The sequence below is a fragment of the Leptospira yasudae genome (assembly GCF_003545925.1).
Lineage (GTDB): Bacteria > Spirochaetota > Leptospiria > Leptospirales > Leptospiraceae > Leptospira > Leptospira yasudae.
Genome location: NZ_QHCU01000005.1, coordinates 181,959 through 200,090 on the forward strand (window position 1 = coordinate 181,959; position 18,132 = coordinate 200,090).

20 protein-coding genes and 2 tRNA genes are annotated in these 18,132 nt (G+C 46.4%); 11 read left to right on the forward strand and 11 right to left on the reverse strand.

The window, feature by feature from the left end:
- Positions 1-83 precede the first annotated feature (83 nt).
- On the reverse strand, positions 84-1,379 hold the full coding sequence (locus DLM76_RS15075) for an AAA family ATPase (RefSeq protein WP_118956712.1): 1,296 nt from the start codon (positions 1,377-1,379) through the stop codon (positions 84-86).
- A 96-nt stretch (positions 1,380-1,475) separates the two neighbouring features.
- Between DLM76_RS15075 and fliN the strand changes: the two genes are divergently transcribed.
- Complete coding sequence (gene fliN / locus DLM76_RS15080) at positions 1,476-1,994, forward strand: flagellar motor switch protein FliN (RefSeq protein ID WP_118956711.1); 519 nt, start codon at positions 1,476-1,478, stop codon at positions 1,992-1,994.
- A gap of 301 nt (positions 1,995-2,295) precedes the next feature.
- Here the strand turns inward: fliN and DLM76_RS15085 are convergent, their stop codons facing one another.
- Genes DLM76_RS15085 through DLM76_RS15095 form a run of 3 tightly spaced genes read right to left on the reverse strand, consistent with a single transcriptional unit; the run spans position 2,296 to position 4,676 of the window.
- The gene (locus DLM76_RS15085; protein WP_118956709.1) at positions 2,296-3,228 is read right to left on the reverse strand and encodes an SPFH domain-containing protein; all 933 of its coding nucleotides are present in this window, start codon (positions 3,226-3,228) and stop codon (positions 2,296-2,298) included.
- Between the two features lies 1 nt (position 3,229).
- Positions 3,230-4,177 carry an SPFH domain-containing protein gene (locus DLM76_RS15090; RefSeq protein WP_118956708.1) on the reverse strand — a complete coding sequence of 316 codons (948 nt, stop codon included), beginning with the start codon at positions 4,175-4,177 and terminating at the stop codon, positions 3,230-3,232.
- A gap of 34 nt (positions 4,178-4,211) precedes the next feature.
- The gene (locus DLM76_RS15095) at positions 4,212-4,676 is read right to left on the reverse strand and encodes an NfeD family protein (RefSeq protein WP_118965715.1); all 465 of its coding nucleotides are present in this window, start codon (positions 4,674-4,676) and stop codon (positions 4,212-4,214) included.
- A 110-nt stretch (positions 4,677-4,786) separates the two neighbouring features.
- On the opposite strand from DLM76_RS15095, the gene DLM76_RS15100 reads away from it, so the two are divergent.
- Genes DLM76_RS15100 through fliM form a run of 6 tightly spaced genes read left to right on the forward strand, consistent with a single transcriptional unit; the run spans position 4,787 to position 10,215 of the window.
- Complete coding sequence (locus DLM76_RS15100) at positions 4,787-5,227, forward strand: heme-binding domain-containing protein (protein WP_118965716.1); 441 nt, start codon at positions 4,787-4,789, stop codon at positions 5,225-5,227.
- Between the two features lie 22 nt (positions 5,228-5,249).
- Complete coding sequence (gene argH / locus DLM76_RS15105) at positions 5,250-6,662, forward strand: argininosuccinate lyase (RefSeq protein ID WP_118965717.1); 1,413 nt, start codon at positions 5,250-5,252, stop codon at positions 6,660-6,662.
- The gene (locus DLM76_RS15110; RefSeq protein ID WP_118956704.1) at positions 6,659-7,534 is read left to right on the forward strand and encodes a peptidylprolyl isomerase; all 876 of its coding nucleotides are present in this window, start codon (positions 6,659-6,661) and stop codon (positions 7,532-7,534) included. The genes argH and DLM76_RS15110 overlap by 4 nt, the downstream gene beginning before the upstream one ends.
- On the forward strand, positions 7,531-8,160 hold the full coding sequence (locus tag DLM76_RS15115; protein ID WP_118956703.1) for a hypothetical protein: 630 nt from the start codon (positions 7,531-7,533) through the stop codon (positions 8,158-8,160). The genes DLM76_RS15110 and DLM76_RS15115 overlap by 4 nt, the downstream gene beginning before the upstream one ends.
- A gap of 52 nt (positions 8,161-8,212) precedes the next feature.
- Entirely contained in the window at positions 8,213-9,193 is a 981-nt protein-coding gene (locus DLM76_RS15120; protein WP_118965718.1) for a hypothetical protein, read from the forward strand.
- Positions 9,190-10,215 carry a flagellar motor switch protein FliM gene (gene fliM / locus DLM76_RS15125; RefSeq protein ID WP_118956701.1) on the forward strand — a complete coding sequence of 342 codons (1,026 nt, stop codon included), beginning with the start codon at positions 9,190-9,192 and terminating at the stop codon, positions 10,213-10,215. Before DLM76_RS15120 ends, fliM begins: the two co-directional genes overlap by 4 nt.
- Before the next feature lie 93 nt (positions 10,216-10,308).
- On the opposite strand, the gene DLM76_RS15130 is transcribed toward fliM, so the two are convergent.
- Complete coding sequence (locus tag DLM76_RS15130; protein WP_004460119.1) at positions 10,309-10,530, reverse strand: ferredoxin; 222 nt, start codon at positions 10,528-10,530, stop codon at positions 10,309-10,311.
- Between the two features lie 244 nt (positions 10,531-10,774).
- On the opposite strand from DLM76_RS15130, the gene lsa33 reads away from it, so the two are divergent.
- Positions 10,775-11,704 carry a surface adhesin Lsa33 gene (gene lsa33 / locus DLM76_RS15140; RefSeq protein ID WP_118965846.1) on the forward strand — a complete coding sequence of 310 codons (930 nt, stop codon included), beginning with the start codon at positions 10,775-10,777 and terminating at the stop codon, positions 11,702-11,704.
- Positions 11,705-11,963: 259 nt separating this feature from the next.
- Here the strand turns inward: lsa33 and DLM76_RS15145 are convergent, their stop codons facing one another.
- Together DLM76_RS15145 and queF are read right to left on the reverse strand one after the other, a co-directional pair.
- Positions 11,964-12,230: a SemiSWEET transporter gene (locus DLM76_RS15145; RefSeq protein ID WP_118956700.1), complete on the reverse strand. Its 267-nt coding sequence runs from the start codon at positions 12,228-12,230 to the stop codon at positions 11,964-11,966.
- A gap of 18 nt (positions 12,231-12,248) precedes the next feature.
- Positions 12,249-12,758, reverse strand: coding sequence for a preQ(1) synthase (gene queF, locus DLM76_RS15150; protein WP_241548270.1), 510 nt, complete (start codon positions 12,756-12,758; stop codon positions 12,249-12,251).
- Here queF and guaA point away from each other — a divergent pair.
- A complete protein-coding gene (gene guaA, locus DLM76_RS15155) occupies positions 12,747-14,564 on the forward strand; it encodes a glutamine-hydrolyzing GMP synthase (protein WP_118956699.1) in 1,818 nt (605 codons plus the stop codon). The two genes, queF and guaA, sit on opposite strands and share 12 nt — an antisense overlap.
- A 5-nt stretch (positions 14,565-14,569) precedes the next feature.
- Here the strand turns inward: guaA and DLM76_RS15160 are convergent, their stop codons facing one another.
- The 4 genes from DLM76_RS15160 to DLM76_RS15175 form a co-directional block, all read right to left on the reverse strand.
- Complete coding sequence (locus DLM76_RS15160; RefSeq protein ID WP_118965720.1) at positions 14,570-15,841, reverse strand: adenylate/guanylate cyclase domain-containing protein; 1,272 nt, start codon at positions 15,839-15,841, stop codon at positions 14,570-14,572.
- A gap of 1 nt (position 15,842) precedes the next feature.
- Positions 15,843-16,247 (reverse strand): pyridoxamine 5'-phosphate oxidase family protein, encoded by a 405-nt coding sequence (locus DLM76_RS15165; protein WP_118956697.1) that lies wholly within the window; start codon positions 16,245-16,247, stop codon positions 15,843-15,845.
- Entirely contained in the window at positions 16,244-16,708 is a 465-nt protein-coding gene (locus tag DLM76_RS15170; RefSeq protein WP_118956696.1) for a hypothetical protein, read from the reverse strand. Before DLM76_RS15170 ends, DLM76_RS15165 begins: the two co-directional genes overlap by 4 nt.
- 743 nt (positions 16,709-17,451) lie before the next feature.
- Complete coding sequence (locus DLM76_RS15175; RefSeq protein WP_118956695.1) at positions 17,452-17,898, reverse strand: DUF4505 family protein; 447 nt, start codon at positions 17,896-17,898, stop codon at positions 17,452-17,454.
- Between the two features lie 51 nt (positions 17,899-17,949).
- On the opposite strand from DLM76_RS15175, the gene DLM76_RS15180 reads away from it, so the two are divergent.
- Positions 17,950-18,020 (forward strand) — tRNA-Cys (locus tag DLM76_RS15180).
- A 15-nt stretch (positions 18,021-18,035) separates the two neighbouring features.
- A tRNA-Leu gene (locus DLM76_RS15185) sits at positions 18,036-18,121 on the forward strand.
- The last annotated feature ends 11 nt before the right edge of the window (positions 18,122-18,132 follow it).

An 18,132-nucleotide genomic window follows, 5' to 3' on the forward strand; every position in this document is an offset into this window, starting at 1 on the left:
TGATCATAGAACCCTATGTGTATTATCGGAATAATAGACTCCAGATTGAATGAATGCACCACTTTTTATTCAAAAATCCGATATTATTTCGATCGGTTGGAGCTATTTTCCAGATACAGTTCATACGGTGGTGGGACCGGTTTCAATCCTTTTTCAATGAGATAGGAAGCCCATTTACGCTCCACCAAATCGCAGAAATCCCGAATCGTTCTTCCCGAATGTCCGTTTAAACCTTCCGAGATTTTGGTTCGTTCCGCTTCGGAAAGATGTACGGCATATGTCTCCAGAACCTTGGCCCGTTCGGAAAGATCGGGTAACGGGAAGTAGATGGTTCGATCGAATCGGGAGAGAAGGGCGTGATCCAAATCCTGCTTTCGGTTCGTAGCCCCGATCGTGACGGAATTTCTCTGGCTGCTGAAACCGTCGATCTTTCGCAACAGAACGGAAAGAATCTTCCGAGTGGCTTCGAACATTCCTTCTTCTCTGCTTCCCGCGAGAGAATCGATCTCGTCCAAAAAGATCAAACAGGCCGGAAAGAGCGCGGCTGCATCAAAGACATACGCCATGTTCTGCGCGCTTTCTCCGTAGTATTTACTCATGATGGATTCTACCGGAACATAGATCAGAGGAAGTCCCGTCATACAGGAAACCACGCGCGCCATCGTCGTTTTTCCGACACCCGGATCCCCTTCGAAGAGAACGGCTCGGGGGCGAGTATCGCTCGGAAACTTGCGTGTGAGTTTGGAAAGCTCGGCAAGCAGGTCCGGGTTTTTTAACGGGAGAATGATGGATTCCAGAATCTGCTGTTTGACCCCGTCATATCCGGCCACTTGATCGAAGGTAACGGATTTCCCGCTCTTCTCCGCGTCAAAGGGATTGAAGACTTCCACGCCCAGAGACGCCAAGAGCTCTTCCGGTTTTGCGGTTTCGGCCCCTTTTTCCGACTTTAAGAACTTAAAGAGTTCGAGGGTCGCAAACAATTCTTCCCTTGTGAAATCTCCCTTTTTGGTGATTTCGACTCGATTTTTGGTTCTTCCGGAATAGAATCGAAATCGGATCGTATCCAAAAGATTTTTGGTTTCGAAGAGATTCTCATTGAGGGCTTGGATGCAATAGTATCCCGGTTCGAACGTATGAATTCTCAGGTTCTCGATGTGATTCTTCAGAATTTGAAGACAATCAAAGAGGGCCGTTTTGGAAACGGAGGAAACACCGAATTCTATCTTGAGATCTTTTTTTTCGGAGGTTACAACCGGAAGATCGGCGCTCGAGAATCCGAGCGCGCTTAGTTCTCCGTGTAAAAAACTCTTGGTTTTTGTAAAATCGACTTCGGAAGGAATCGCATTGCCGGAAGCGGATTCGGATGAGGGGGAACTCAAAGTGTATAATACCTCGTTTGAAACTGAAAATACTGTTGTAGGAATCTAGGATTCTGTCGATTTCTTTACTATCGGATTCGTAAAGGAGAAGGAAAAATGGGAGAAGGGTCACTCTCACAGGAAGACATAGACGCCCTTTTGACGGGCGGAGGCGGGGATGCCGCACCTGGAGCCGGAAGCGGATCCGATTTTAATCTCAGCGGAGAATTGGATTCTCTGTTGGGCGGAGGGGGCGATGCTCCTGGAGGCGGAGGGGGCGGATCGGATGCGCCTTCGTTTGCCGATATTTCTGCGGCGCTCGGACCTTCTTCAACTCCAGCACCTTCAGCACCCAGACCGACTTCTCGTCAATCCTCTCCATCCCAATCCACGAACTTAAACTTACTGATGGACGTAAACCTGGCTCTTACGGTGGAGTTGGGAAGAACGAATATGTTTATCAAGGACGTAAACGGTTTGAACGAAGGAACCGTGGTCGAGCTGGATAAAAACGTAGGAGAGGATTTAGACATTCTTGCGAACGGACGTTTGGTCGGAAGAGGCAAGCTCGTCGCGATGGACGATTTTTACGGAATTCAAATTACGGAGATCGTAGAACAAAGCAGAAGGCTCTGAACTCGTATGAGTTCCTACAAATTCTTGAAATCGATAGATCTTCTGGAAGTAGAATTTTGTATGAGTTCCCACACCGCGAAAAGTTTCAGTCTTTGAAACAATTCATAGTTTGATTCTTAAAAAAGAAAACCCGGTTGTCGACCGGGTTTTTTTATAATATTCTCAGTTTTGAATGTAGAATTTTGTATGAGTTCCCACAAATGTTCGAAATTGAAAGTTTTCTCTCCATTCGTCATCTGTATGAGTTCCCACACCTCGGAAAATTTCAGTCTTTCCAACAAAACCTCCTCGACAAAAAAACTTAATTTTTCTGATCCACGTTTCCTAAAACGGACTTCAGGATGGAACGGAAGTTCGTCAGGTTCAACGGCAGAACGATTTCCGTTTTCTTGCCGGAAATCTTTTCGAATTCCTTAATGAACTTCTGGCCGATTCTGAGTTTGACCGCGTCCTTTCCGCCTTTGGCGTTGATGGACTGTGCCAAAAGTTCGATTCCCTTTGCGGTCGCTGTTGCGATCGCTTCCACTTCTTTCGCAACCCCTTCGGCCTCGTTGATCCGTTTTTGTTTTTCCCCTTCGGACTTGTTGATCGCTTCCTCCTTAAAACCTAAGGAACGGTTGATTCTCGCGTCGCGATCCCCTTCGGATAAGGAGATTTGCGCCTTCTTCGTGATCTGCGCTTTTTTCTCTTTTTCCATCGCTTCTAAGATCGATTTCGGTGGAGTGATGTTTACGATCTCGTACCGATTCACCTTGATTCCCCAAGGTTCGGTGGCTAGATCCAGAACCTCTAAGATCTTGCTGTTGATCGCGTCCCGTGTTTCGAACGTAACGTCCAAATCCATCGTTCCGATGATGGCGCGCATCGTGGTTTGCGCGAGCTGCGAAGCGGCGAATTGATAATCGTTGATTCCGTAACTCGCTTTGTGCGGATCCAATACTTTCAGGTAAAGAATTCCGTCCATGTCCACTTTCACGTTGTCCTTGGTGATACAAGTCTGCGGAGGAACGTCGGTCGCTTGTTCCTTGAGTGTGTGATAGTAGGCGTCCTTTTCGATAAAGGGCCAAAGAAGATGAAGACCCGCGTGCAGGGTTCTGCTGTATTTACCGAACTTTTCGACGACGATACAATCCTGCGCTGAAACGATTCGAATCGAACGGTAGAGTTTGTAAGCGAAGTAGATTCCGAACAAGGTCCAGAATATCATTACGAACGTGGTTTGAAACGTTTCCATCTTATTGACCTTCCTTCTCTTTCGGAGCTTTGATTTCCGGAAGTTTTCCGGTTACTTTGGAAAGACCTTCGAACACTCCCGCGATGTTTGCGAGTTCGGCCGGAAGGATCGTCGTTTTGGAAACGCTGAGAATTTCACCAAGTCCCGTGAGATAATCTTCCGTGATTTGCAAATTGACCGCTTCTCCTCCCCCTTCGCGAGAAATCGATTCCGCGATCATGCGGATTCCTTTGGCTTTCGCCTCTGCGATCAGCGTGATCTCCAAAGCCTTTCCTTCGGCTTCGTTGATCTTCTTCATTTTTTCCCCTTCGGAAACGTTGATGGCTTCTTCCTTCTCACCGACGGATCGGTTGATCCGCGAAAGTTTTTCTCCTTCCGAGATCGTGATCTCCGCGCGTTTGACGCGTTCCGCTTTTACCTGTTCTTCCATTTCATGAAGAATTTCTTTCGGAGGGGAGATGTTTTTGATTTCGTATCTCGTCACCTTGATTCCCCAAGGATCGGTCGCTTCGTCCAAAGCGCGCACAACGTGGGAATTGATATCGTCCCGTTCCGCGAACGTCTGATCGAGAATGAGTTTTCCGATTTCGGAACGAAGAGTCGTCTGTGCAAGCTGCTGCGTTGCGAGCATATAATTTTCGATCGCATACGAAGCCTTATACGGATCGACTACTTTCAGATAAAGAATTCCGTCCACCGCGATGGAGACGTTGTCCTTTGTGATACACATCTGCGGAGGAATGTCGATCGCGCTTTCTTTGAGGCTTTGTCTGTATTTGACGACTTCGATCACGGGCCAGAGAAAATGAAAACCGGCCTCCAAGGCTCCCTTAAAAACTCCCACGCGTTCCACGACGTAACAAAATTGTTGAGGAACGATGATGAACGTTTTTCGAATCAGATAGATCAGCGCTATAAAGAATAGCGTGAATATAAACCCTGCGGACATAGTATCTCCTTTTATTTTTTATTTCAGAATGAATTCAATCTTCCGGAAGTTCCAAGGGTTCCACGAGAAAGGTGAGATTGTCTCGGCTTAAAATTCTCGCCTTGCTTCCTTTGGGAATCCGGCTCTTTTTGGAAACCGCGTCCCATTCAACGCCTTGAAAGAGAACCCTTCCTCCCTTTCGTTCCACAAGAACGTCTTTGACGACCGGAACCAATCTTCCGATCTGATCGTTTTCCGGAACCGAGTGTTCGGTCTGAGCCGGAAAGATTTTTCGGATTGTCTCGCTTCCCACATAGATGAGAAGAGTGGAAAGAGAAGCCCACATACCGAGTTGCCATCCGAGGGAAATATCGAAAAAATAGACGACGATTCCCGTGAGAATTCCGGCGGTTCCCAAAAAAGCGACGAAGGTTCCGGGTATAAAAAACTCGGCGAGAATCAAAAGGACGCCGCCGCCGATCCAGATCGTTACGGGAAGGTTGGAAAGAAAATCAGGCATGAAAGACGCATTCTCCCGAGTGGAACAGATTCGTAAATTTTTTTCAGAGTTCAATCCGTTTTTTCTATTTTAAAAAAAAGGGAAACGGACGGAACTATCCAGAGAAAGGCATGAAAAAGAAACTTCTTCTCGGATTCGTTTTAACGCTCTTCCTTCTGCAATTCCTACCTTTAAAACCTCCCGCAGGCGACAATCGAAACGAGATCGAAACCTCGGACGAAGTCAAAAAAATATTGAGGAAATCCTGTTACGACTGTCATTCCGATCTGACGGTATGGCCTTGGTATTCCAAAATTTTTCCGGTCAATGCGTATCTCTACCATCACGTGGAAGAAGGAAAAGCCGAACTTGATTTTTCGGAATGGAAGGCTTTGACGAAAAAGGAAAAATCCACCAAAGGCGATTCGATTTTGGAAACCCTCGAAGAAGGGGAGATGCCTCCGGCGGATTACGTGCTTCTTCATCCATCCGCAAAAATCACCAAAGAAGAATTGGATGTTTTGAAAAACTGGATTCAAGACCTGGAAGAAGAGTATCGGAAAGAAGAATGAAAAATAATTTGGCAAAGACGTTATGACTGGGAAAGAAAAAAAACTCTGGGGCGGAAGATTTCAGGAAAAGGCATCTTCGATCATGGAGCGGATCGGGGAATCCGTATCCTTCGATCATAAACTTTATAAGGAAGACATTCAAGGCAGCGTCGCGCACGCGAGAATGTTGAAACGGATCGGAATTCTCACCTCCGAAGAATTGTCCAAGATCGAAACCTCCCTCGACCGAATCAGAACCGAATTGGAAGAAGGAAAGCTCGAATTCAAAAGCGAGCTGGAAGACATTCACATGCACATCGAATCCCGTTTGACCGAACTCATCGGCGAGACCGGAAAAAAATTGCATACGGCAAGATCGAGAAACGATCAGGTAACGCAAGACGTTCGTCTTTATATCCTTCATCAAGGAAAAGAAATTCTAAAATCCATCGTATCTCTCCGGCGTTCTTTGTATGAAAAAGCCAAACAAAGCGTGGACGTAATCATACCCGGTTATACGCATTTGCAGGTCGCGCAACCGATCCGCGCTTCTCAATATCTTCTTTCCTGGTTTTGGGCCTTGGAAAGAGATCAGGAATTCTTTCGGTTTGCGCTCCAGGCTTCGGAAGAATTGGCATTGGGAAGCGGAGCGATGGCGGGAGTGAATTACCCGACCGATCGGGAATTCTTACGCAAAGAATTGGGTCTTTCGAAAATTTCTCACAACTCTATGGACGGGGTTTCCAGCCGGGATCATATTCTGGAATTCTTATTTGCGAGTTCGCAGTTGATGATCCACGCGTCCCGGATCTGCGAGGATATCATTCTGTATTCATCGCAGGAGTTCGGAATTTTGCGTTTGCCGGATTCGTTGACGACCGGTTCTTCGATTATGCCCCAAAAGAAGAATCCCGATATCGCCGAACTCATCCGCGGAAAAGCGGGAAGGGTCATCGGAAATCTGAATCATCTTCTCGTGATGCTTAAGGGATTGCCTTCCACATACAACCGCGATCTGCAGGAAGACAAGTTAGCTCTCTTTGATTCGATTGAAACCGTACAAATCAGCTTGGAAGGAATTCGGGAAATGATCGAGGGTTGGGTTTGGGTTCCGGAAAGAGCCGAATCTTCCTTAAAAAACGGATTTGCTACCGCGACCGATCTCGCGGATTTTCTCGTGGGCCAAAAGAACATTCCGTTTCGAACCGCTCACGAACTCGTGGGGACGCTCGTCGGTTTATGCGTGGAACGAAAAAAGACCTTGTTTGATTTACCGGAATCGGATCGAATTTCGATTTCGGAACATTTTGCGGGAAAGGAATACGAAGACGCTGTTTCTCTTTCTCTTTCCGCCGATAAAAAAATATCCTATGGAGGAACTTCCAAACAAAGACAAGAAGAGCAGTTAAAAATTGCGCTGGAATCTTTACGGGAAGCTGAAACATTGTTTGTATGAGAATCATTACCGGAATCGTTATCCTTCTTTCCTTTTTTGCGTGTAACCGAAATCCGTTTGCACAAACCCGTTATCAACCGGAAGTTTATACTCCTTCTTCGGTCGTAGTTCCCAAGCCGGATGCTGCGGTGATTCCGCTGCCGGAAAAACCCGCCGTCTATGCGATCTTCTTAACGACTCAGGGAAACATGGCCGTGGAACTTTTCGATCAAGACGCGCCGAAAACGGTTCAGAACTTTATCGATCTGGCACAAGGAGAAAAAGAATTCTTAGCCAGAAACGGACAAAAGGTGAAGAAACCTTTTTACGACGGACTTACGTTTCACCGAGTCATCGAGAACTTTATGATCCAAGGCGGTTGTCCGAACGGCGACGGAACCGGTGGACCGGGATATCGTTTCGACGACGAGATCAACGGAAAGTCTCTCGGTCTCGACAAGATTCAAGCCGGACAAGCTCCGTATTATCAGTATCAACTGCAAAGAGCAGTTGCCAACGAACTTCAAATTAAAAACAGGGAAGAGGCGGAGGCAAAACGGGAACTGATCGAAAAAGCGTTCGAAGACGCGAAGAAGTTATCCGTTCTCGAAATTCTTTTTAGAACCGGATACAAATATAACGAAACCTTAAAGTCTCACAGAGCGATCAAAGGTTCTCTCGCGATGGCGAACGCGGGACCGAACACGAACGGATCGCAATTCTTCATCAACCAAGTCGATACTCCTCACTTGGACGGACTTCATACCGTATTCGGACAATTGGTTTCCGGAGCCGACGTAGTGGATCGGATCGTAAAGGCCGGAAATTCCAAAACGACGATCAAAAAAGTTCTCATTGTGGACAAAAGAGCGGCGGCGACCACGGCACAATGAATTCTACGCCGAACAAAGCTCAGGCGGGATTGTATCTCGCTGTGGTTCAGGAACTGGCGGGTTATTCTTCCGGTTCCAGCACGAGCCGCATCCTCGACCGTTTGTCCTTGCTTCCTGCGCACGATCAGGATTCACGAACCGCGGTCTTGGAAACGAGCGGAGGGAAGAATCTTCCGGATCGTCTGGTGGGAATTCTGAAACTGTTTCGGATCATCCATTCCAAACGGCAGGAAGTGCATTCCTTTTACGAAACGGCGATGTCGAAATACGGAACGATCAATTCCCTCACGGCAAAACGAAGACCGACCGACGACGAAGCCAAGATCAAACAAATCCTCACCGATTATATTCTAAAAATTGAATCTTTTTTCGAAAAGAACGATATCGGGGACGAGGCGCTCATCAAGGAGATCAACCGGTTTCTGACGGAGCTCGAATCCTTGAATTTGTTAAACGAAGACAACCTTTCCTCGTTGATTCTTTCCTCGAAGGCGATCTCCTTGATTCAACCTCCGATGGAAAAGCTCATCTCCTGTTACGACGACTACGAAAAAGTGGAGCCAATCCTCAAACGATTGATCCGAATCGCGGAAATGCTCATCGAAGACGCCAAGTCTCCGGGGTAAAAAAACGTATTTTTTCGCTGCTTTTGGGAGAAATTGCCGAAAATAAACCAGAATGATCCGGATTCTCCTCGCAATCGTACTCGCGCCTATGGTTCTCGTTGCGTTTCCCAAACGGGACGCCCGCGGTTCCGTATCCGAAAATTATCTCAAGCAGCAAGGAATCATCACCTTGGATCTGAAGAAGATCCATTATCGGGAAAACGATCGAATTCCCGTAAAGATGTCCATCACGAACACGGGAAACGAAGTCGTCCGAATTTTTCCATCCGGCCGCGATCTTGAATCGTATCGAATCGTAGTTCGCGACGAGGACGGAAATCAAATTCCCGAAAGAGACGAAGAACGGCGGATCGATCCGGTTTTAAAACGAAGAAACACGATCGAGACTCTGGAAGGAAAAGAAGTCAAAGAAATCATTCTCCATAAGGACGAAGTCTTCTCGAAAGAAATCGATCTGAATTCCCGCTTTGATCTGAACCCGGGCAAGAAGTATTTCGTAACCGCATACTTTCATCCGAACGTTCAGGAAATGCCCGCTCTTTTTATCCGTTCCCGCAATCAGCCTTATTTCTTTTACGAAGAAAAACACAGCGAACCCGTTCTTTCCTCGATTCCGGAAAAAGACCCGACTGTGGACGGGCTCGAACCGGAAGAAGTGATTCATTTGTTTCTCGGTTCGGAAAAGAAAAAGAATTGGACGCATCACTTTAAGTGGATCTATTTTCCGGAATACGTGCAGGCGTACGATCAGTATTCGGAAGAATACAATCGTGCGGAAGAATCGGAACGCGATTTTTTACTGGAGAATTTCAAACGGTATTTGACCGAGTCCAGAGCGGGACTTCTCCATTCGTATCGAATCTTGAATACCGAGACCGTGACGCCGAGTTTGGCGAAGGTAACCGTTTTTGTGGAAAGAAGACTGAATCGTCTACGTTCTAAATACGAATATACGTACACTCTCCGAAGGGTTCCCGACGAACAGGGAGGCTTTTGGAAAGTGTCTAACTTAGTAGCGAAGGTGAAGAAATGACAGAGATTTTATCCCAGGATGAAATTGACGCGCTACTCAGCGCCATCAGTTCCGGAGAAGTCAACGAATCGGATTACGCTTCCGTTTCCGAGCAGAAGAAAGTAAAGATCTACGACTTCAAACGTCCGGATAAATTTTCAAAAGACCAGATTCGTACGCTGCAGATGATGCACGAAACCTTTGCGCGTTTGGCTACGACGGGTTTATCGGCGCAGCTTCGAGCCCTCGTATCCGTTCACGTTGCGTCGGTGGATCAGTTGACTTACGAAGAATTCATCCGTTCGATTCCGAATCCTACGACTCTTGCAGTAATCAACATGGACCCGCTCCGCGGTTCCGCGATCTTAGAAATCGACCCTTCGATTTCGTTTACGATCATCGATCGTCTGTTCGGCGGTAAAGGCGAACAAGCCAAGATTTCCCGGGAATTATCGGAGATCGAGATGAGCGTAATGGAAGGGATTATCGTGAGAATTCTCGGGAACATGCGGGAATCCTGGTCCACGGTAATCGACTTACGGCCCCGACTCGGGAACATCGAAACGAATCCTCAGTTCGCGCAGGTAGTTCCTCCCAACGACATGGTGGTTTTGATCACACTTGAAACCAAGATCGGGGAAGTGGAAGGGATGACGAACCTTTGTATTCCTTACATCACGATCGAACCGATCATCAATAAATTATCCGCGCAGTATTGGTATTCTTCCATTCGGAAAGGGGAACTCGACGAAAACCGCGCCGTGATCCAAGAGCGACTCGATCAGGTCGCAATTCCGCTGATTGCGGAAGTGGGTTCGGTGGACGTTTCCATCAACGATTTTATGAATCTTTCCATCGGCGATGTGGTGAAACTCGAAAACACGTCCACGAGATCCGAGATGATCGTAAAGGTCGGGGAAAGAAAGAAGTTCAAATGTCTTCCGGGAAGAGTGGGAAGCAGACTTGCGATCCAGATCGGAGAGCGAGTCGAGGATATTCCGGACGAATTGTTGGGTTCCACCCGTTCCGAACAGGAATACTAAGAGAACGCATAAAAAAAGCGGCTTCCGCCGCTTTCTAAAATTCGAAGAAGGCTTCTGGGAAGAAGCCGTTCCGACCAGGTTAGGATCTGGAAATTATTTTTTCCACTGGATACATTCGCCCGGGCATTCGTCCATTTCTTTCTGAACGATTTTCCAGTCTTCTTCCGGGATCGGAGCTTGGTTTACCATTTCTCCTCCGATATGAGTTTCCGAAGTATCATTGTCATCCATTTGAAAGTATTTCGGAAGATTGTCCGCACATTGATTGCAGGAAGTGCAGTTGTCCTTGTCTACATACGCAATTTTAGTCGCCATAGGCCTCGATTCTCCTGGGTTGGTTCTCCCGGTCGCTTAAAAAACAGGTTCCAAGATCAATTTTCTAATCACTCCTTAGACGGCAAGTCCTTTTCTTTGGTTCTCCTTGGAAGAAACCCGGCGTCCGAGTCCGTTTCCGTAGAATTCGGGATACTAGACTGTGTAAAACAGGGAAAACTGTGGACTTGAAATAAATTTCATGCTACTTTGCCCGGAATAGAATTTGTAAATGGGAGAACCCGAAATGATTCAAAAAGGTTTATGCCTTGCATTGATCGTCTTATTCGCTATCGACTGTGGAAAATCCAAAAAGGATGATTTGCAGGGCGGAGTTTTTACCTTTATCAAAGGAACCGTTAAACTTTCGGACAAAGCCGGAAAGGAAAAGAAAGTAGGACTTTCGGAGTTTATTCTTCCGGAAGATAAGATTGAAACGGGAAAGGATTCCTACGCGGACGTTCAATTGATGGACGGCGTTATCATCCGTATCAAAGAAAATACGAGTCTGACGTTGAACAAGATTTATGTGGATTCGAAAAACGCGGAGATCTATTCCGATATCACCTTAAACAAAGGAAAGATCTTTTCCAAGGTCGGAACGAAGCTGACCAAGTCTTCCGGATTTAAGGTTACCACTCCGACATCCACAGCGGCCGTTCGCGGAACCGATTTCCAAGTGGAAGTGGAAGGAAACAAAACCGAGACGCTCGTATCCGATGGAGCGGTAGAAGTCGTCGATAACGACAATCCGGATCAAACCAACACCGCCGACGCGGGAGAAAAGATCGTATCCGACGGTAAAACTCAGAAAGAGGAAAAACTTTCCGAAGACGAGTTGAAGGAACTTCAGGAAGACGCTGCAACCGTTCAATCCGTAACCGAAGAACAAAGACAAAGAATCGAAGAGATACTGAAGGACTTTAAGGAGAATAAAGAAAGAATTCTCCAAGGTTTGGAGGAACAAAAGCAGAGAAACCAAGAACTCATCAACGCTACGAAAGAAGAAAATCGCAGAATGATCGATGAGGTGAAGGAATCCGGTAAAGCCGAAAAAGAAGCGATTAAAAACGCTGCCGAGGAAGAGAAAAAGAACATCAAGGCCGGTATCGACAAAGATAAAGAAGCCTTGGAAAATTCCAGAAAATCTCTCAAAGACCAAGTAAAGCCTCAATAAGTTTAACGTTTAAACTGTTTGATTCAGAAAGCCCCGGCCTCGTTGTTCAACGAAGTCGGGGTTTTTTATTCGGAAATTGCAATCAGAATTCTATTGTAGGTCCTACGATTTTTCCGTGATAAAAGCGAGCCCCGCCCGGCTTCGGGTGGAGGGGCGAGGTGGTGGGAAAACTCCGGCGCAAATCCTCTATATCAGAAAATTCTACTTTTGTAAAGTACAAACTTCCTTCTCAACGATTGCCGGAACTCCGACAAAAATCTCACTGTCCCTTTGCGTCGTTTCTTAACTTAAAATAAAGAATGATCGAAGTGAAGATGAACGTAAACACGTTCGCTAAGATGATCGGAAAATCCTGTTTGAGGCAGCCGTAAATAAACCAGAGAACTACGCCGGTCACGAAGACGATGTACATGTTTCTGGAAATATCCTTCGTGCTTCCGCCCATCACGATTCGAATGAGCTGCGGTAAAAAAGAAACCGTAGTCAAGAGGGAAGCGATATAACCTAAAAACGTAATGGAGTCCATGTCGGTTTAAAAATCCGTTCAGTCCTTTGAATATTCCCGCGTGACGATGGTTTTAATCCCGCCTCGCGCGTTGTAATCTCCGATCACTTTCAAGTATTTCGGCTCGACCGCTTGAATCAGATCTTCCATAATCTTGTTCACGAGAAATTCGTGAAAGATTCCCACGTTACGATAACTGAGAATGTATTCTTTGAAGGACTTGAGTTCGATACAACGTTTGGTCGGGATATAGGAAACGTAAATCACTCCGAAATCGGGAAGCCCCGTCTTCGGACAAACCGCCGTAAACTCTGGAACCGTAAAATCGATTGTATAATCCTTTCCCTCGTAAACATTGGTGAAAGATTCGATTTCGGGAGTTTTCAGCCCTGGGATATGATCCTGTCTACCGTCGTAGGTTTCTGGATGAGTCGTTTCCATGAATAGTTCCTTGATGACCAGACTTTTCGATCTCTCCACAGCGAAAATTCTTTTTCCCAAATCCGAGTCCGTATCAAAGTCCCAAAGAGGGGTGGAATGGAAATCCAGAAGAAAATTGCCGTAGTAGATTTCGGCGGGCAGTATGCTCACCTGATTGCGTCCAGAATCCGAAGACTCGGAGCCTATACGGAAATTCTCTCCAACGAAGAACCGCTTTCCAATTATAAAAAATACGCAGGCATCATTTTATCGGGCGGACCGGAAAGCGTTTACGAACCGGACTCTCCCACCATCTCTACGGAAATTTTCGAACTCGGAATTCCCGTTCTCGGAATTTGCTACGGGCATCAACTCATCATGAAACTATTAGGCGGAGTGGTCGAACGCTCCGGCACGGGAGAATACGGACCGGCTTCTCTCGAACTCCACGTTTCCAACGGAAATTCCCTTTCTCTTTTGAAGAATTTTGTCGGAGGAGAACAGGTTTGGATGAATCACGCGGACGAGGTGGTGAAACTTCCTTCCGGCTTTACGAGAATCGCTTCTTCGAAAGATTGCGGTTACGCGGTTGTGGAGAATTCTTCCAAACGAATTTTCGGAATTCAGTTTCACGCGGAAGTCAGTCATAGTGAAAAGGGTTCGATCCTTTTGGACAATTTCGTTCAGATCTGCGGAGCTTCCCGCACTTGGGGGCTCGATCAGTTCTTAAAGGAAAAAATCAAAGAGATTCAAACGACCGTAAAACCGGAACAGAAAATCTTCATGCTCGTTTCGGGCGGAGTCGATTCGACCGTTTCCTATCTTCTTTTATGCAAGGCGCTCGGCGCCGAACGCGTTCTCGGATTCTTAATCGATACGGGCTTTATGAGAAAGGGAGAAGTTCTTCCTCTTCAGGAGAAACTCACCGCGCAGAACATCCACCTAACGGTGAGAGACGAATCGAATCTCTTTTACGAAAGTCTGAAAGGTAAATCCGATCCGGAAGAAAAAAGAAAGATCGTCGGAAATTTATTTCTGGAAGCGCGGGATCGCGCCGTGAAAGATCTCGATTTGGAACACGGAGATTGGCTCTTAGGACAAGGAACGATTTATCCCGATACGATCGAATCCGGCGGAACCAAACATTCTCATACCATTAAGACGCATCATAATCGAGTCGAAGCGATTCAAAAATTGATCGAAGAAGGAAAGGTGATCGAACCGATCCGCGATCTTTACAAGGACGAAGTCCGCGATCTCGGAGTGATTCTCGGTTTGGAACCGGAATGGGTGGGACGTCATCCGTTTCCGGGACCGGGTCTTGTAGTTCGCATGCTCGCCGTCGAAAAGCAGGGAACCCCCGAAGATCAAAAGGCGATCGATTCGTATCTTGCGACCCAGAACGGACTCGAAGGAAAGATTCTTCCGGTTGCAAGCGTGGGAGTCAAAGGTGATCGAAGATCGTATGCCAACTGCGCGGTGTTAAACGATATCGGAACCGATTGGAAAACTCTCGACCGAGTCGCAACTCATCTTTCGAATCAATTTTCCTTTATCAATCGAGTCGTTCTTCTTCCCTTTGAACCGGAAGTAAAGAAGCTGAACTTTCAGTTTACGGGAATGCATCTCGATAAGAAATGTTCGGACCTTCTACGCGAAGCGGATCACGCGGTAGAATCGGTGATTCGTAAAGCGGGTCTTTACGATAAAATCTGGCAGATGCCCGTCGTTCTATTGCCGATCGGTGAAACGGAAAACGAAAAGAGTATCGTTCTGCGTCCGGTGGAATCGCAGGAAGCGATGACGGCGAATTTCTTTCGGATGGAGCGTTCTTTATTGCAGGAAATCAAAACGGAAGTCCAAAAAATTCCGGGGATTCGTTACGTGTTCTTTGATCTCACGAACAAACCTCCCGGAACCATCGAGTGGGAATAAAACCGTTAAACGGGATTTTCGATCTTATATACTTTTACGGCCTGCGACTTTCCTTTGACCTTGACCTCGTCCAGGAATTCATGCTGAAATTGGTCCTTGTCTTTGAGGGAAGCGATCGTGACTTCGCTCGCAATGATCGAACACTTGAATTCTTTCGTTAAACCTTCTACGCGGGAAGCCAAGTTCACGCTGTCACCGATCACCGTTCCTTCCATGCGGTTTTCGTGCCCGATGATTCCGAGCATCAAATGTCCCGTATGAATTCCGATTCCGATGTCGATCGGATCCTGATTCTTTTCCTTTCGAAGTTCGTTGAATCGTCGTAAGGCGCGCATCATAGCGAGAGAAGCTTCCACCGCGTCCTCCGCGCGTGAAGGAAAGATCGCCATAATCGCGTCTCCGATAAACTTATCGATAAACCCGTGGTGTTCTTTGATGACGGGCGCGATCATTCCCAAGTAATCGTTGATAAATCGAAAGTTTTCGTTCGGAGTCATCGTTTCGGAAAGAGTCGTAAAACCCCGAATGTCCGAGAACATCACGGTCATGAGACCTTCGGTTTGATCGGCGAGCTGCGTTTCCAAAATCGATCGTTTGCTCAAAAGGGAAAGAAGTTCTTTCGGAACGAAACGACTGTAAGCCTCGGATAATTGCTGCTGCGTATGATAGGCCGCTGCGTTTTCGATCGCGACTGCGATCTGATTTCCGACGATGCTCAAAATCATTTCGTCCAAAAGTTTGAACGCGTTGATTTCCTCGCTTTCCACCGCAAAGACGCCGAGCAACTTTTCCTTTACGAGAAGGGGAATCGCGATCTGACTCTTTGCGTCCTTCAATCCGGGAAGTTCGATTTTCTTTTCTTCCATTCCCAAGGATTGTCCGACCTGACCCGCGTAACGCATCTGCGTGCTGATTCCGACCATTCGCATGATCTTTCTTTTTTTTGCGACGACTCCGATCACTCCTTTACCGAATTCTACGGTGGCTCCGATTCCGCCTTCTTCGTAACCTCGGCTTGCAACGACCTTGAGAATTTCGGAATTCTCTTCGACCATCAGAATCATTGCGTGTTTGAATCCGAAGACCTCGTCCATAACTTTCATGATTCGTTCAAAAATCAGATCCAAATCCAGCGTGTTGAGAATTTCGGAAGAGATCGATTGAATGATCTCCACTTCTCTGGTTTTTCGGTTCAGCTTCTGGTTGAGTTCTTCGATTCCTTTTTGGTTCTCGACGAACTGCTTTTTGAAGTCTTCGATTTCCTGATCGTTCGGCACGTTATGCTTCCTTTGCTTCCGAAAGAATTCTCGCGGAGCGGACCTCGAAAATATCGGCCGCCTTGAGCTTGAATACTTCGCTCATCCCCGACATGGAGGCGATCGCTTCGAGCTGCATTTCCATCGCGTCGAACAAATCTCCTTCGGTTTCGGTTCGCTGGTAGTAGATTTCTAAAATCCAAGGTTCGAGGGTTTCGGGATTTAAAACCTGCAACATCGCGTAACGGTTTTCCACGGAATTGATATGCGTCTTCCCGAAAAATTGATTCGAGATCGCCACATGGGAAGAATCCACCTGATAGACTTGGCTTACGATCGTTGCGTTCGGAATCCCTTCTTTGGAAGAAGTAACCATGATGCTAGGGACGATTCCTTGAAGACAAGGTTGTAGTGTTTCGGGTATCATTTCAGTTTTTCTCCCGCTTTGGCTCCGGGTGATTGGTCGAAGAGTTCGGATAATTCGAACGTAATCGCCGTCGCGGGTTTGAGAATGTATTTTCCCCAGCCTTCGCCCGCCTTCGGTCCGAAGAACATCGCGCTGGTCTCCGACCCGGCGTTACGAACGGAAGTCATGAGTTCGTAATCGGACTCCACGCATTCGTTTTTGCGAATTACGTTTCCTTTGAATTGTCTGGTTTGAAAGGAAGACATGTGAGCGACCGTAACCGCGATTTGTCCGTTGTCCTCTATGTCTTTCAGACATTGTGATACGACTACGTTCGGAATCAGAACGGTCATTTGTTTTTGATTTTCTTCGAGACGAATTCCGAATCCCCTTGCAAAATGCGGTCTTCGTTCTCCGTCTCGCGTCGCTACGCTGATGGATAAGGGGCCTATGAGATCGCCCATCTCTTCTTGAGATAACATTCTTTTGAAATTTCCTCCGGTGAAAGGTGATTCAAAATTCCTATCGAATGAAAAACTGCAAGCAGAATCGAAGGTGGAGGCCGTTGAATCCGGAATTTTATATTCAATAATTATAAATTACTATTTTGGATTGAGTTTTTGTTCTAAGGAATCCGCTTAGGGTCAAATTCGAATTTTAAATTTGATCTGTGGGTTATATCTTGGAGTTTTGAACTGTTTTCAGAAAAATGGGCTCTTTGTTTTCTATGGCATACTGCGTAACTCTGTGACCCTTGCTTGGCATTGAAAGAGGGAAGAGGTTGGTTCGTTGCCTTGCTCTTGCTCTTTGCATAAGGGAAGAATTCTTTTGTTAGATCGGTGCTGCCTTTGTATTCGGAAATAAAATCGAAATTTAAAAGAATTCGAATGGAATGGATTGTAGAAGGTGTTCCCAGAATGTGAGAATTGCGCGATCTACTATGATTTCGAAATGTAAGAACGGCGAAAATCTACTTTGACTTTGGAATTCTAAACAAGACCCGCTTAAACGGAGTTATTCAATGCAAAATTACCGTTACTGCCTGAGCTTCGTTTGATTATTTCGATAGTGTTCTGAAAATGAAATTCTTTCTAGGATCGTCTTGTAGACTTTTACTTGGAAACTTTAAGAGCAAATATTTCTGCGGACGGTTAGACTCATTCGTCGTGGAACCGTCGGTTCGAATTTATTTTCCGATCGAGGAAAATAAAATTACCGTTTCGATTTAGAGAGAATTCTCTTTCGAGATCAAAAAGTTCTTTCCTTCGTATTCCAGGAAAAGTTGATTCTCTCGTTGTAAAATTCGTTTGGAAAATTCGAGAAGAAGTTCGGAAGAAAAGGAACCCCATTCTTCGAGAGGAGCGGGATGCGCGAGCGATTCGTGGAAGACTTTGAGATTCTCCGGTTGAAACGGAACGGAATGACTCGGGGAATAGTAGAGATTTCCGTTTTCCAATTTCCGAAATACGAAAATCGTCGTCGCAGGTTGTATGAAATTCCATTCTCCGTTGCAAACGGAAAGAAACGGATACTCGGAATGTTCTCCCGTGTCGTTCTTTCGGATTCTCTCGATAAAAAAATCCAGAAACGCGGGGTCCTTGAGTTCTGAAAAATCGTGGAAGAGTCTTCCTCGTCCGTCGAGCTGATAAAAATAGGTTCTTCTTTGCCTCATATAGACTTTTCTATTGACACTGATCTTTCTCTTAAAATCATACCCTATAACGGCGTCGTGGCCAAGTGGTAAGGCATGGCTCTGCAAAAGCTTGATCCCCGGTTCGAATCCGGGCGACGCCTCACCGCTTTGTATCTGCCTGGATGGTGGAATGGTAGACACCCAGGACTTAAAATCCTGTGCGAGCAATCGCGTGCGAGTTCGAGTCTCGCTCCAGGTACCAACGGTTTTTTC

Bases quoted from the DNA above. Each gene is read 5' to 3' on its own strand.
- DLM76_RS15145 (WP_118956700.1), bottom strand. From the start codon at position 12,230: ATGGACTCCATTACGTTTTTAGGTTATATCGCTTCCCTCTTGACTACG.
- DLM76_RS15120 (WP_118965718.1), top strand. From the start codon at position 8,213: ATGATCCGGATTCTCCTCGCAATCGTACTCGCGCCTATGGTTCTCGTT.
- DLM76_RS15175 (WP_118956695.1), bottom strand. From the start codon at position 17,898: ATGAGGCAAAGAAGAACCTATTTTTATCAGCTCGACGGACGAGGAAGA.
- DLM76_RS15165 (WP_118956697.1), bottom strand. From the start codon at position 16,247: ATGATACCCGAAACACTACAACCTTGTCTTCAAGGAATCGTCCCTAGC.
- DLM76_RS15095 (WP_118965715.1), bottom strand. From the start codon at position 4,676: ATGCCTGATTTTCTTTCCAACCTTCCCGTAACGATCTGGATCGGCGGC.
- DLM76_RS15085 (WP_118956709.1), bottom strand. From the start codon at position 3,228: ATGGAAACGTTTCAAACCACGTTCGTAATGATATTCTGGACCTTGTTC.
- fliN (WP_118956711.1), top strand. From the start codon at position 1,476: ATGGGAGAAGGGTCACTCTCACAGGAAGACATAGACGCCCTTTTGACG.
- DLM76_RS15090 (WP_118956708.1), bottom strand. From the start codon at position 4,177: ATGTCCGCAGGGTTTATATTCACGCTATTCTTTATAGCGCTGATCTAT.
- DLM76_RS15115 (WP_118956703.1), top strand. From the start codon at position 7,531: ATGAATTCTACGCCGAACAAAGCTCAGGCGGGATTGTATCTCGCTGTG.
- DLM76_RS15170 (WP_118956696.1), bottom strand. From the start codon at position 16,708: ATGTTATCTCAAGAAGAGATGGGCGATCTCATAGGCCCCTTATCCATC.
- DLM76_RS15110 (WP_118956704.1), top strand. From the start codon at position 6,659: ATGAGAATCATTACCGGAATCGTTATCCTTCTTTCCTTTTTTGCGTGT.
- fliM (WP_118956701.1), top strand. From the start codon at position 9,190: ATGACAGAGATTTTATCCCAGGATGAAATTGACGCGCTACTCAGCGCC.
- DLM76_RS15100 (WP_118965716.1), top strand. From the start codon at position 4,787: ATGAAAAAGAAACTTCTTCTCGGATTCGTTTTAACGCTCTTCCTTCTG.
- DLM76_RS15130 (WP_004460119.1), bottom strand. From the start codon at position 10,530: ATGGCGACTAAAATTGCGTATGTAGACAAGGACAACTGCACTTCCTGC.
- lsa33 (WP_118965846.1), top strand. From the start codon at position 10,775: ATGATTCAAAAAGGTTTATGCCTTGCATTGATCGTCTTATTCGCTATC.
- guaA (WP_118956699.1), top strand. From the start codon at position 12,747: ATGGAAATCCAGAAGAAAATTGCCGTAGTAGATTTCGGCGGGCAGTAT.
- argH (WP_118965717.1), top strand. From the start codon at position 5,250: ATGACTGGGAAAGAAAAAAAACTCTGGGGCGGAAGATTTCAGGAAAAG.